The sequence below is a fragment of the Paenibacillus sp. OAE614 genome, assembly GCF_040546645.1.
Lineage (GTDB): Bacteria > Bacillota > Bacilli > Paenibacillales > Paenibacillaceae > Paenibacillus_AQ > Paenibacillus_AQ favisporus.
On sequence record NZ_JBEPOD010000001.1, the window covers coordinates 722,855 to 736,615 of the forward strand.

At 54.0% G+C, this 13,761-nt stretch carries 10 protein-coding genes; 9 read left to right on the forward strand and 1 reads right to left on the reverse strand.

Translation table 11 applies throughout. The annotated features are described in order from the left end of the window. The first annotated feature begins 102 nt into the window (after positions 1-102). From ABIE48_RS03745 to xynC, 5 genes are all read left to right on the forward strand, one after another. Complete coding sequence (locus ABIE48_RS03745) at positions 103-1,797, forward strand: ABC transporter substrate-binding protein (RefSeq protein WP_192716514.1); 1,695 nt, start codon at positions 103-105, stop codon at positions 1,795-1,797. Positions 1,798-1,884: 87 nt separating this feature from the next. Then, positions 1,885-2,844 (forward strand): ABC transporter permease, encoded by a 960-nt coding sequence (locus ABIE48_RS03750; RefSeq protein ID WP_145025362.1) that lies wholly within the window; start codon positions 1,885-1,887, stop codon positions 2,842-2,844. A gap of 2 nt (positions 2,845-2,846) precedes the next feature. Next, entirely contained in the window at positions 2,847-3,806 is a 960-nt protein-coding gene (locus ABIE48_RS03755; RefSeq protein WP_186326057.1) for a carbohydrate ABC transporter permease, read from the forward strand. 156 nt (positions 3,807-3,962) lie between these two features. Further along, positions 3,963-4,979 (forward strand): endo-1,4-beta-xylanase, encoded by a 1,017-nt coding sequence (locus tag ABIE48_RS03760; RefSeq protein WP_192716515.1) that lies wholly within the window; start codon positions 3,963-3,965, stop codon positions 4,977-4,979. Positions 4,980-5,446: 467 nt separating this feature from the next. Continuing rightward, entirely contained in the window at positions 5,447-6,733 is a 1,287-nt protein-coding gene (gene xynC, locus ABIE48_RS03765; RefSeq protein ID WP_192716642.1) for a glucuronoarabinoxylan endo-1,4-beta-xylanase XynC, read from the forward strand. A 140-nt stretch (positions 6,734-6,873) separates the two neighbouring features. Here xynC and ABIE48_RS03770 read toward each other — a convergent pair whose 3' ends face one another. Beyond that, positions 6,874-8,109 carry an MFS transporter gene (locus ABIE48_RS03770; RefSeq protein WP_192716516.1) on the reverse strand — a complete coding sequence of 412 codons (1,236 nt, stop codon included), beginning with the start codon at positions 8,107-8,109 and terminating at the stop codon, positions 6,874-6,876. Between the two features lie 484 nt (positions 8,110-8,593). Between ABIE48_RS03770 and ABIE48_RS03775 the strand changes: the two genes are divergently transcribed. The 4 genes from ABIE48_RS03775 (at position 8,594) to ABIE48_RS03790 (ending at position 13,761) form a co-directional block, all read left to right on the forward strand. Continuing rightward, complete coding sequence (locus tag ABIE48_RS03775; RefSeq protein WP_192716517.1) at positions 8,594-9,772, forward strand: ROK family transcriptional regulator; 1,179 nt, start codon at positions 8,594-8,596, stop codon at positions 9,770-9,772. A 24-nt stretch (positions 9,773-9,796) separates the two neighbouring features. Continuing rightward, on the forward strand, positions 9,797-10,804 hold the full coding sequence (locus tag ABIE48_RS03780; protein WP_192716518.1) for an asparaginase: 1,008 nt from the start codon (positions 9,797-9,799) through the stop codon (positions 10,802-10,804). 247 nt (positions 10,805-11,051) lie between these two features. Continuing rightward, on the forward strand, positions 11,052-12,701 hold the full coding sequence (locus ABIE48_RS03785) for a peptide ABC transporter substrate-binding protein (protein ID WP_192716519.1): 1,650 nt from the start codon (positions 11,052-11,054) through the stop codon (positions 12,699-12,701). Between the two features lie 124 nt (positions 12,702-12,825). Continuing rightward, positions 12,826-13,761, forward strand: a complete 936-nt coding sequence (locus ABIE48_RS03790) for an ABC transporter permease (RefSeq protein WP_076170525.1) — start codon at positions 12,826-12,828, stop codon at positions 13,759-13,761.

Sequence of the window (13,761 nt, forward strand, 5' to 3'; positions counted from 1 at the left end):
TATAGTTTCGGCTATGGCAGCGCTTTTACAATAAAGGCAGTTACATGAAAAGGCTTACAATAAAAAGCTTGGTGTGGCTAAAATTTGACGGAGGTGCTTTACATGGGGGGAAGATTTAAACCGCTGGTTCGTCTTGGCATACTCATGGCGATGACGTTCAGCGTAGTCCTGTCCGGCTGCGGCGGCAGCAAAGACAACAGCGCAGACAACGGCAGCAGCTCTACAGGGCAGACAGCGACGGGCAGCAGCAGCGACGGAAAGGTGGAGCCGTTCAATATCAGCGTCTTTATCGGTGAAGCCGGACAGCAGCCCACTCCGGACAACAAGATTTACAAAAAGATCAAAGAGGAAACGGGTGCTACGTTTAATTTTGAGTTTTTGGCAGGCGACATCAACCAGAAGCTGGGCGTCATGATTGCCGGCTCCGACTACCCGGATCTGATGACCGGGAACACGAAGCTGACCGCGGCAGGCGCTTATATTCCGCTGGAGGATTTGATCGAGAAATACGCGCCGAATTTGAAAAAGCATTATGAAGCCTATTGGAACATGATGAAAGACCCGAACGACGGGCACATTTATATTTTGCCGAACTACGGCGTATTTAACGGCAAGCTGAACAGCACCTGGTACGCCGGGCCGGCGTTCTGGGTTCAGAAGGACGTGCTGGCTGAGGCCGGGTATCCGAAAGTGAAAACGCTGGACGAATACTTCGACCTGATCGCCAAGTATAAGGCGAAGCATCCAACCATCGACGGCAGTCCGACGATCGGTTTTGAGATTTTGAACTACGACTGGAAAAACTGGGGACTCTTTAACCCGCCTCAGCATCTGATCGGTCACCCGAACGACGGCGGCGTGGTCGTGAATAACGGCGTAGCCGAAATTTTTGCCGATAAGGATTACGCCAAGCAGTACTACCAGAAGCTGAACCAAATGAATGAGCAGGGTCTGATCGATAAGGAAACGTTCGTACAGAACTTTGACCAGTATCTGGCCAAACTGTCCAGCGGTACGGTGCTCGGCATGTTCGATCAGCACTGGAACTTCCAGAACGCCGAAAACTCGCTGATCACCCAGAAGAAGTTTAACCGGACGTATGTGGGACTTCCGCTCGTGTACGACGAGAGCACGAAGGATTACTACCGCGACCGCGCGCCGCTTAACCTGAACAATGGCTTCGGCATCAGCGTAAACGCCAAGGATCCGGTCAAGATCATTAAGCTGCTGGATACGCTGATCACCGAAGACTGGCAGAAAACATTCACTTGGGGCATCGAAGGCGAGGATTATATCGTTAATGACCAGGGCCGATTCATGAGAACGCAGGAACAGCGCGATAAGCAGTCGGATGGAACATGGAAACTGGCGAATAAAGCAGACGCGCTTTTCGGAAACCTTCCGAAAATCGAAGGAAGCTTCAGCGACGGCAACTCCACCGATGCCGCTGCACAACCGGAAGAATACAAGGCCGGCCTGAACGATTACGACAAAAAATTCCTGGAAGCTTACGGCTTTGACAGCTACGTCGATTTCTTCAGCGAGCCGCCGGAGAATCCAATCTACTATCCGGCCTGGTCGATCGATCTGGTCGAAGGATCGGAAGCCAAAGTGGCAAACACGAAGCTGAACGATCTGTCCACCAAGTATTTGCCGAAAGCGATTTTGGCGAACCCGTCCGAATTTGATTCGGTATGGAACGAGTATACTTCACAGATTCACAAGGTGGATGTTAAGGCATATGAGGACAAGATCAACGAGCAAATCAAGTGGAGAATCGAGAATTGGAGCAAATAAGAGTTATGGAAAGTGGGAGGCGCGCAGAGCGCCTTCCGTTTTTAGAAACCTGCTCTTGAATTTGAATATGGTGAGGAGAGCAAACGTATGGCTGTGACTGTAACTAAAAAGAAAGCTGTCCGGAAGCCAGAGAAGAAGCGGACGCTGACCTGGGCTGTGCTGAAGAGCCAGCAGCAGTTGATCTGGATGTCCGTGCCCTTGACGCTGTATATCATTTTATTTGCCTACGTTCCTGTCTGGGGATGGACGATGGCGTTCCAGAACTACAAGCCGGCGCGTTCCTTCAGCCAGCAGGATTGGGTCGGATTCAAGCAGTTTAAATTTCTGTTTACCGACGACGATTTTATGCGGGTGCTGCGCAATACGATTGCCATGAGCTTTATTAACCTCGTGCTTGGCTTTGTGACGGCGATTGTGCTCGCGCTGCTGCTGAATGAGATCCGGAAGGTCGTTTGGAAAAGAACCGTACAGACGATTTCTTACCTGCCGCACTTTTTGTCCTGGGTTATCGTGACCGGGATCGTAGCCACCTCGCTCGCATCCGACGGCATTATCAACGATATTTTGATGAAGCTGCATTTGATCAAGGAACCGATTTTATGGCTTAGCGAAGGAAAGTATTTCTGGGGCATCGTCGGTGCTTCCCATGTGTGGAAAGAAGTGGGATGGAACACGATCATCTATCTAGCCGCCATGGCGTCGATCGATCCCGCGCTGTACGAAGCGGCGGAGATGGACGGAGCCAGCCGCTACCGGAAGATGCTTCATGTAACTCTGCCGGGGATCAAATCCACGATTGTCATTTTGCTCATCATGTCCATCGGCCATATTTTGGACGCTGGCTTTGAGGTTCAGTACCTGCTCGGCAACGGGCTGGTCGTGGACTGGGCCGAAACGATTGATATTTTTGTCTTGAAATACGGGATTGCTCAAGGAAACTATTCACTTGCCACAGCCGGCGGGATCTTTAAAACGGTCGTGAGCGTCGCCCTGTTACTGGTGGCCAACTGGACCGCAAAGCGGCTTGGGGAAGAGAGGCTGTTATGAGTATGGAAAATCATCAAATCAGCCCGCAGGGAGCGGCTGGTGTTACGATAAGCAAAGGCATGCGCTCGAGCAAGGTTGAGCCGGTGCTGTTCAATACGTTTAATGCGATTTTTATGATCTTTTTGGTGGTTGTCACGCTGTATCCGTTTTTGAACACGATCGCCGTGTCGCTGAATGCGGGTAACGATACGATCCGCGGAGGCATTTATTTATGGCCACGGCAATGGACGCTGCAGAACTACAAGGCGGTGTTCGCATCGGGCACGATTTATGACGCATTCTGGATCTCTGTGGCACGGACCGTGCTGTCCACGGTGCTGAACATCTTCCTGACAACGATGCTGTCGTATACGCTGAGCCGGAAGGAATACGTCTTCCGCAAGCCGATCACCGTCATTTTCGTGCTCACGATGTACTTCAGCGCCGGCCTGATTCCGGGATACTTCCTGATCAAGGACCTACACCTGCTGAACAGCTTCTGGGTGTATATTTTCCCGTCCATGATCAGCGCATTTAACATGATCGTCATCCGCACTTACATCGGAACGATTCCGGACAGCCTGGTCGAATCCGCCAAGATCGACGGCGCCGGTGATTTTAAAATTTTCCTGCGGATCATTTTTCCGCTGTGTACGCCGGTGTTGGCCACCATCGCGCTGTTCGTGGCCGTGGGCGCATGGAACTCCTGGTTTGACGCATTTCTGTACACGTCCTCCAGACAGGAGCTCAGCACGCTGCAGTATGAGCTGATGAAGCTGTTGTCGTCGAGCATGAACTCCAACAGCAACCCGAACGTGGCGGCCGGCGCCGGCATGACCCAGGAATCGGCGGTGTCGATGGTCACTCCGCTCTCGATCCGTGCAGCCATAACGATTGTGGCTTCGGTGCCGATCCTGGTGGTCTATCCGTTCCTGCAAAAGTATTTTGTGGTCGGACTGAATGTCGGAAGCGTGAAAGAGTAACCGAGTCAAAGAACGGAAAAGCGCAGTGGACGGCGATTCCTCGAACCTTAAGGGAACCGCATACCGCCTTTTAGTGGCCTCCCAAGCGGTCATCGTGGCAGCCGCCGGATTTCACTAAAGTCCAAATTAACACCCATAGGCAGGAGGGAGTCTGTCATGAATTCTACGGGCACGCATACCGAGCAAGCGCTGAAGGGTCTTTTCGCGCAGCATTTCCGGATCGGAGCAGCTGTCAATCCGCGGACGATCCGGTCGCAAGAGCAGCTGCTGGCACACCATTTTAACAGCATTACCGCGGAAAACGAAATGAAGTTCGTCAGCGTTCATCCGGAGGAAGGCGTGTATACGTTTGAGGAGGCTGATCTGCTGGCCGATTTCGCCGGCAGGCACCAAATGGCGATGCGCGGGCACACGCTTGTCTGGCATAATCAGACCCCGGACTGGCTGTTCGAGGACAGCCAGGGACGGCCGGCAGGCAAGGCCTTATTGCTTGAGCGGCTGCGCTCGCATATCGATACGGTGGTGGGGCGGTACAAGGGCCGCCTTTATGCCTGGGATGTGGTCAACGAGGTTATCGCCGACGAAGGCGACGCGCTTCTGCGTCCGTCGAAGTGGCTGGACATCGCCGGGCCGGAGTTTATCGCCAGGGCGTTCGAATACGCCCATGACGCCGATCCGGAAGCCCTGCTCTTCTACAACGACTACAACGAATCACATCCCGCCAAGCGGGATAAAATCTACGCGCTGGTGAAGTCCTTGCTGGAGCAAGGCGCGCCGATCCACGGCATCGGCCTGCAGGCGCACTGGAACCTGTTCGATCCGTCCCTGGACGATATCCGCGCGGCGATCGAGAAATATGCTTCGCTCGGCCTGCAGCTGCAGCTCACAGAGCTGGATGTGTCGCTCTTCCGCTTCGATGACAGGCGGGCCGATCTGACTTCGCCGGAGCCGGGCATGCTCGAGCGTCAGGCAGAGCTGTACGAGGGCGTGTTCGGTCTGCTGAAGGAGTACCGCGACGTCATCAGCGGGGTGACGTTCTGGGGGGCGGCCGACGACTATACGTGGCTGGACGATTTTCCGGTGCGCGGCCGCAAAAACTGGCCGATGCTGTTCGATGCGCAGCACCGTCCGAAGCCGGCTTATGACCGGATCGCCGTGTTGTTTGCGGAGTAGGCGGAAACGCAAAATAGCGAAGAAGCGGAATCTTGCGGCTTGCAGCAAGCAAGCGCCTGGTATTCGATGATGCCGTTCTCCTCTGATCTACGGGGGACGGCTCATTCCTTTACCCGTTGGATGTTCTAAATCGGAATACATTCGTTGCATGGAAACTTCGATGGGGTTCGGGCAGAAACGTCATGCGTCTTACCGACAGGGAAGCGTTGATATCAAAGAGCGGCTGGCTGAGTGAGGGATTGGGGTCTCGTCCATCGATGGTTATCCGAATCTGAGATGAAGGGGAAATCGAGACTTAAACAGGGGGGTGAGAGGGAACCGAATTTTAATCCGGCAATATAGAATGAACTAAAAAAAGAATGTTATAGGCCGTATTGGGCCGTTATAACAGGAAGTTTTAGTGCAACACTTTTGTTCAATCTATATAGCTAAATGATTCTATCAAGAGAATGGAGGTATTGATGGAAATGCACGCAACGTGGTCACGTCTGAAAAAATCGGTTTGCGGATTGTTAGCTGGTGTAACGGCCCTGTCGATCGTACTGGCCGTGCCGGGGCCGGCTCAGGTGTCGGCTTCAAGTAACGCCACCATCAACTTATCGGCGGAAAAACAGGTGATTCGCGGTTTTGGGGGAATCAACCACCCCGTCTGGATCGGAGATTTGACGGAAGTCCAAAGAGAAACGGCTTTCGGCAATGGGGACAACCAGCTCGGCTTTTCTATCCTCAGAATTCATGTGGATGAAGATCGGAACAATTGGAGCAAGGAAGTCGAAACGGCCAAGAGTGCGATTGCACACGGAGCCATTGTGTTTGCATCCCCTTGGAATCCGCCGAGCGATATGACAGAGACGTTCAACCGGAACGGAGATACTTCGGCCAAACGGCTAAGATACGACAAGTATGCCGACTATGCCCAGTATCTTAACGATTTCGTTACGTTCATGAAGAATAACGGTGTGGATCTATATGCGATATCCGTCCAGAATGAGCCTGATTATGCCCATACCTGGACGTGGTGGACCCCTGAAGAGATGCTTCGTTTTATGAAGGAAAATGCAGGCTCCATTAACTGCCGGGTTATCGCGCCGGAATCGTTCCAATACCTGAAAAACATGTCCGACCCTATTCTGAACGATCCGCAGGCCCTGGCCAATATGGACATTTTGGGTACCCACCTCTACGGAACCCAGATCAGCGATTTCGCGTATCCTCTCTTTAAGCAAAAGGGAGCGGGCAAAGAACTGTGGATGACGGAAGTATACTATCCGAACAGCGATGCTAACTCTGCGGATCGGTGGCCCGAGGCGCTTGACGTGTCCTATCATATTCATAATGCGATGGTAGAGGGAGATTTCGAGGCTTACGTGTGGTGGTATATCCGCAGGCAGTATGGTCCTATGAAAGAGGACGGTACGATAAGCAAGCGCGGGTATAATATGGCTCATTTCTCCAAGTTTGTCCGCCCCGGTTATGTCAGGGTCGATGCAACGAAGAACCCCGATACCAACGTCTACACTTCTGCATATAAAGGCAACAACAAGGTCGTGATTGTGGCCATTAACAAAGGCACCTCAGCGGTAAGCCAAACCTTCACCTTGCAAAACGGCAAGGCGTCGAAGGTCACCCCATGGGTAACGGACGCCAGCAGAAATATGACCGCCGGATCTTCGATTAAAGTAAAGGGCGGTTCTTTTACGGCCCAGCTTCCTGCCCAAAGCGTAACAACCTTCGTAGGCGAATTGGCGCATTAAACGGTGCGGACAGGGTGATGGATTCGGCCCACCGGAACGTTAAATGGGAACGATATGTAACAAAAAGAGAACACCTCCCTTCCAAGGGAGGTGTTCTTTTGCTTACCTGCAATCTCAGGTATATGCTCAAAGTTCCGGCCTTACTTGCTAACCGTTCCTGCCACCGGAACCGTCCGCCGTCTGCGCTCCTGCATATAGACGGCCAGCACGATCAGGAAGGCGAGTCCGACGAGCAGGGCGCCGATCCAAGGCAGGGAGGTGAGCCCCATCTCGTCGATGACCCATCCGCCGAAGAAGGCGCCGAACGCGTTGCCGAGGTTGCCGGCCGAGTGGTTGGAGGTCGAGGCGAGCGCGGGGGCTTCCTGTGCCAGGTTCATAATTTTCACCTGAATGCCCGGCATGACCGCAAACGAAGCGGCTCCCCACAGGAAGATAGTGACGACTGCGCCAACTGGGCTTTTGACGGTAAAAGTGAAAATCGTCAGCAGCACACAGATGGAAAGGAAGATGCCCAGAATCGCGGGCATCAGCTTCCAGTCGGCGAGCTTGCCGCCCAGCATGTTGCCGACCGTGACCCCGATGCCGAACAGGACGAGAATCCAGGTGACGCTGCTTTCATGGAATCCGGTCACCTGCTCCAGCAGAGGGGCGATATACGTAAAGACGGCGAACAAGCTTGAGTTGCCGACGGCGCAGGCCAGCAGGATGATCAGCAGCTTGGGCTGGGCTACCGCCCTGAACTGCTTGCCCAGGCTGGCCGACTCATCGCGGCGGATCCGCGGGATGAACAGGACGATGCCGATCAGGGCCACGATCCCCATCACCATGATCGCGCCGAAGGAGGCGCGCCAGCCCAGGTGCTGGCCGACAAAGGTGCCCACCGGCACGCCGATAATGTTGGCGATTGTCAGGCCCGCCATCATGATGGATACTGCGCCGGCCCGTTTATGCGGCTTGACGAGGCCGGAAGCGATGACGGCGCCGACGCCGAAGAAGGTGCCGTGGCACAGCGCCGTTATGAGGCGGGCTGCCATCAGCACGGTATAGTTCGGTGCGATGACGGCAATGCCGTTGCCGAGAATGAACAGCGCCATCAGCAGGCAGAGCAGCAGCTTCTGCGGAAGCCGGTGAGTTAAGATGGTCAGGATCGGGGCGCCGACCGCCACGCCAAGCGCGTAGCTTGTGATCAGCTGACCGGCTGTGGAGATGCTTACGTTCAGATCATCGGCTACATTTGGCAGAATGCCCATGATCACGAATTCGGTCATGCCGATCGCAAAGGCGCCCACCGTCAGCGACAGAAGAGAGACAGGAAAGGGTTCCTTGCCCTTTGCCACCGTACGGGGATGCAAATCTGGAGTAGAAGTAGAGTTCATGCTGCAGCTTCAACCTTTCTGGAACCAGACGGTCGCCGTCCGGATAATGTTCTTCCTCCATAGTAACAGGAAAACAGGAGATTTTCAGAAAAAGTTTCACGGTTACTGGTTAGATAGGGTGCTTGTAAAGGGCCGAAACGTTCTAATCTTTGAAAGAAAAAGTTGACACAAAGTGTTATAGTAAGCGGTTTAATTGGTATTTTCATTGAAAACCTAAATCTGAAAATTTGCATTTCATTCGATGGAATTTCCTCAAAAACGGAAATTCAGACGAATTTCGACAAAAACATGACATATATATTGACACGAAATCTCAATTCTATTAAAGTTCAATTAATAACATCACTGGAGAAATTATAAGACCAAAGTCGGACGCCAATTCGGGTAATTATCCCTAAATGCCGAGTTTAAATCCACTGTTTTCCATTTTCGTACCAAGATTTTCTCCATAGGTGAAATTAATTAAAATGGAGGACCGTCTCCGATGCAGAAGCACGATCAGGATTATATCCGGAGGAAAAACAGAAGTACGGTGTTTGAACTGATCCGTAAACACTCGCCCCTGTCCCGTGCCGAGATCGCCAGACTGACAGGAATGAGTCCCACGACGGTCAGCCGGATCGTTTCCGAGCTGTACCAGCAGGACTTTATGCATGAGATCGAGCAGGCGACGACCAGCGTCGGACGGAAAGCTGTGATGCTGCATGTGAATCCCGGCTCGGTGCTCTCCGTGGGCGTTGAAATCGACCGCAGCGGCATCCGGATCGGCATTGTGGACCTGGATGGCAAAGTGGTCCACAGTACGCAGGTGACGCGCGATTCCCGCGAAACGCCGGAGGCAACGCTGGAGCGTATCGCCTCGGCCATAGAGGAGCTGATTCAGGCGTCGGACATCGACCGCCGCAAGGTGGTCGGCATCGGCGTCGGACTGCCGGGCATTGTCGACTACGCAGGGGGCAGTGTGGTACTGTCCGCGCAGCTCGGCTGGAAGCAGACCGACATCGCCGGGGAGCTCCGGCGGCTGACCGGATTTGAGGTCGCCGTGGATAACGAGCTGAAAGTCCGTGCGCTTGCCGAACACCAATATGGCTCGGCGAGAGGATCGAGCCGGTCGGTGCTGATCGGCTTCGGCAGCGGGGTCGGCTCCTCCCTGATCATCGATGGGGAAATCTATCGCGGGGAGACGAACAGTGCCGGGGAAATCGGGCATACGGTAGTAGATCCGGGAGGCCTTCTGTGCGAGTGCGGCAAGGTCGGCTGCCTGCAGACCTATATCGCCGAAGCGTCGCTTGTTGAGCAGGCCAACAAAATCAAACCGATCGGATCGCTGGAGGAATTGTTTCAGGCGAGGAAGGACGGAGAGTATTGGGCGGCGAGCATTGTGGACCGGGCCATGACTTTCGTAGCGGTCACGGTCAGCAACATCGCCTGCGTATACAACCCGGATACGGTGATTCTGACCGGCAAGCTGGTGGAAAGCTTCCCTGAAGTCCGGGACTTCATTTCGGACAAATGCATGGATCAATTTGTGTGGGAGCCGCTGCGCGGAACCTTCCAAATCGTCTACTCGGCGCTGGAGAGCGACGGCGTGGTGATCGGATCGGGCATACTGGCCCAAAACCTGTTCCTGGACATCGACAGACAGATGGAGCAGGCAGACTAAATTTAACGAAGCGGGTGTTGACGTATGAAATTGGAACCGTTGGTGGAGGAATACCGCGGCGGCGTGCTGGAGAACGTGCATCTCGGCGTGCTGTGCGGCGTATCGGATCAAGGAGAAGTCATCTATGAGGTGGGCGATGCGGAGCATATGACCTTCCTGCGTTCGGCGGCCAAGCCGTTCCAGGCGATCCCGGTCATGAAGCAGAACATCGCCGAAAAGTACGGGCTGACGGATGCGGAAGCCGCCATGTTCGCCGCCTCCCACCGGGGCGAAACGTATCATATCGAAGCATTGGAATCCATTATGGCCAAAACCGGCCTCAAAGAAGAGCAGCTGCTGTGCTGCCCGACCTATCCGCTGAACGATGAGCCGAAGTTCGCCCTCATGCGGGAAAATAAACCGCCGCGCAAGCTGTATCATAACTGCTCCGGCAAGCATCTCGGCATTCTGGCCGCGGCGAGGGAGATGGGCTTGCCGACCGAGACTTACTGGCAGCCATCGCATCCGCTGCAGCAGGACATCCTTCACACACTCGCGGACTTGGCCGAATATCCGGTCGATCAGATTAAAGTAGGCGTTGACGGCTGCGGATTTCCGATCTTTGCACTGCCGCTGAAATCGATCGCCACGGCATACCTGAAGCTGGCCTGCCCAGAGCTGATCCGTGATGCCGGGACGCGGGAAGCCGTACAGCGTATGGTCCGCTATATGCACGCGGCGCCGGACAGTATCGCGAGCCATCAGTTTATCTGCTCGGAGCTGCTGCGGGACGACAATATCGTCGCCAAGGGAGGAGCCAAAGGCGTCTACTGCTTCTCTTTAATTCGGGAACGCGTCGCTTTTGCGCTGAAAGTGATCGACGGCTCAGAGACACCGTGGCCGATCGCCGTTGCTTCGATCCTCGAGCAAATCGGATACAGCAACCAGGCCACGATTGACCGTCTGTATACGGTCGTTCCGAAGGAAATCAAGAACGACAACCACATTGTAGTCGGCGAGCGCAGAGCCGCTTTTACCCTGGCAGGTAAGTAAACGCAAGCATCTAATTGAAGTAATACTCTCCTTTTTTGAAAAATTCTTCGATTTACGAAACTAGCATTTCGGCAGTAACGAATAGAGGAAGCAGGAGAGACCAAGCACCTGATTGCCATTGACACGCAGTACCGGAAGTTCTTCAGCATGAATGAGCACAAGAGATTCGGATTCACCCGCGGCTTCCTTCGGAAACGGCGGTGCAATCATACATTCACAAAGGGGACATAAAGGAGTGGGACATGCAATGAAAAGGAAAAAGGTAAGCTTGCTGGCGACGCTGCTTGTCGTATCGGCCATTTTCACAGGATGCTCGTTCACCGGCGGCGACAGTAAAGGCGCGAGCTCGGGCACGACGGGGGACACGGGCAATGCCGCACAGACGGCGTCCAAAGAGCTGAGACTGTCCGTAGAAAGCGAAATTAAAGACCTGAATCAATGGGCGGCATCCGACGACGTATCGTTTACGGTGCTGAACAATATCGGAGAAGGGCTGTACCGCCTCGATCCGAAGAACGAGCCCCAGCCGGCCATGGCAGAGAGCTCGGAGCTGTCCGAAGACAAGCTGACATATACGTTCAAGCTGCGCGCTGACGCCAAATGGAGCGACGGATCGCCGGTAACGGCAGCCGATTTCAAGTTCGCCTGGCTGCGTGAAATGGATCCGAAAACCGGAACCAACGGGTATTCCTTTATTATGACGGACTACATCGTGGGTGCAGCCGAGTACGCAGAAGGCGGTTCGGCGGACAAAGTCGGCATCGAAGCGAAGGATGACAAGACGCTGGTCGTTCATTTGAAGCAGCCGACGCCTTACTTCCTGAGACTGACTTCGCTGGCTCCGTACTTCCCGATGAAAGAGGAATTCGTGAAGTCCCAGGGCGAAAGCTATGCGCTGAGCCCGCAAAACATGCTGTTCAACGGTCCTTACACGCTGACTTCGGTCGATGCAGCCAGCGGAGCGGTGCTCGAGAAGAATGCCGGCTACTGGGACGCTGCGAACGTCAAGGTGGACAAAGTGGACCTGAAAGTCATCAAGGAAAAGAGCACGGCGCTGAACGCTTACAAAGCCGGACAGCTTGACCGCGTGCTGCTGCAGTCTTCCGATGTCAATGCATCCAAGTCCGACCCTGGATTCGGAACAGGCATCAACTTCAGAACGACGTACCTGCAGTTCAACCTGAAGGCGGACGGCGTGAGCAACATCAACATCCGCAAAGCGCTGGAATACGGCTTCGACTCCAAGCTGCTGGCGGACCAGGTGCTGAACAACGGTTCCAAAGCCGCTACAGGACTGATTCCGGACCAAATGAGCGCAACGGGAGGCAAAAGCTTCCGCGAAATGCAGGGCGACCTGATCACGCCGGATGCGGCCAAAGCCAAATCTTATTGGGAGCAAGGGGTTAAAGAGCTGGGTAAAGCGCCTAAAATTACGATGCTCGTAGCGGACACCTCCGAAACGAAGGACGTCGCTACCTTTATGCAGAGCGAGTTCAAGAAAAACCTCGGCATCGACGTGGCCATCGACACCAAAACGTCGAAAGCCCGCGGACAGCTGATGGACAACAGCCAGTATCAAATGGCGATTACCGCATGGGGCGCCGATTATGATGATGCCATGACGTATCTGGATCTGTGGGCAAACCACACGCCGTACCGCGGTAACTATGAAAATCCGAAGTACGACAAGCTGATCACTGACGCCAAGAAAGAAACGGACGAAGCAAGACGGATCGACATGCTGCTGGCTGCCGAAAAAATTCTGACGGCAGAAGATGTCGTGGTCGTTCCGATCTACTTCGGCGGATACTCCTACCTGCTGAGCGATAAAGTCGAAGGACTGGACTACCATCCATACGGCAACCCGGTTGACTTTAAATATGCAAGCATCAAGTAATGCCGCTTCACATGGGCATGTATCGGGAGAGGAGAGAAGCGCGGCTTCTCTCTTTCCCTTTCCTGGATCAAGCTCCGGGACGTAATGAAAATTTTGAAGGCCCCGCGTATTGGGAGGTGCAACATTGAAACGGTATATCGGCATCCGGATCGTATACTTACTGCTGACGTTGTTTATTATTACGACCGCCACCTTTTTCCTGATGAAAGCACTGCCTGGCACTCCGTTCGATGAAGAGAAGCTTCAGCAGCTGCCGCAGGAACAAAGACAGATGATTTATGCCAGCTACGGCTTGGACAAGCCGGTTGGTGTGCAGTACGTGAACTATTTAAAAAATATTGTCAAAGGCGATTTGGGAACGTCGTTTTTCTACACCGGTCAACCTGTAAAGGACATCATCATGAGCCGGATCGGACCTTCGGCCTTGATCGGTCTGCAAGCGGTTCTGCTGGGACTGGCCATCGGCATGATCCTCGGGATCATCGCCGCTTACCGCCATAACTCCGGCTGGGACTACGCCACCATGATTATCGCCGTTCTCGGCGTGTCGGTGCCGAATTTCGTGCTTGCGGCGCTGCTGCAGTATTTTGTCGGGCTCAAATGGGGGCTTCTGCCGGTCGCATTCTGGGAGAGCTATCCCAGCTCCATCCTGCCGTCCATTGCGCTCTGCGTCGGCGTCATCGCCTTGATCGCCCGGTTTGTACGGACAGAGATGCTGGAGGTGCTTGAGCAGGATTATGTCACGACGGCTAAAGCAAAAGGGCTCGGGTTCGCGCGCATCATGTTCCAGCATGTGATCCGCAACTCGCTCATTTCGGTCATTACGATTCTTGGTCCGATCGTAGTCAATTTGCTGACAGGTTCGCTCGTCATTGAGAATATTTTTGGGATTCCGGGGATCGGGAGCCTGTTCGTCGACTCGATCAAAATGAACGATTATTCCACGATTATGGGGATCACGATTTTTTACAGCGCCTTCTATGTGTTCGTCATGCTGATCGTGGATCTGCTGTACGGCCTGGTGGATCCGCGGATCCGTCTGGCATCGGGAAAGGAGTGA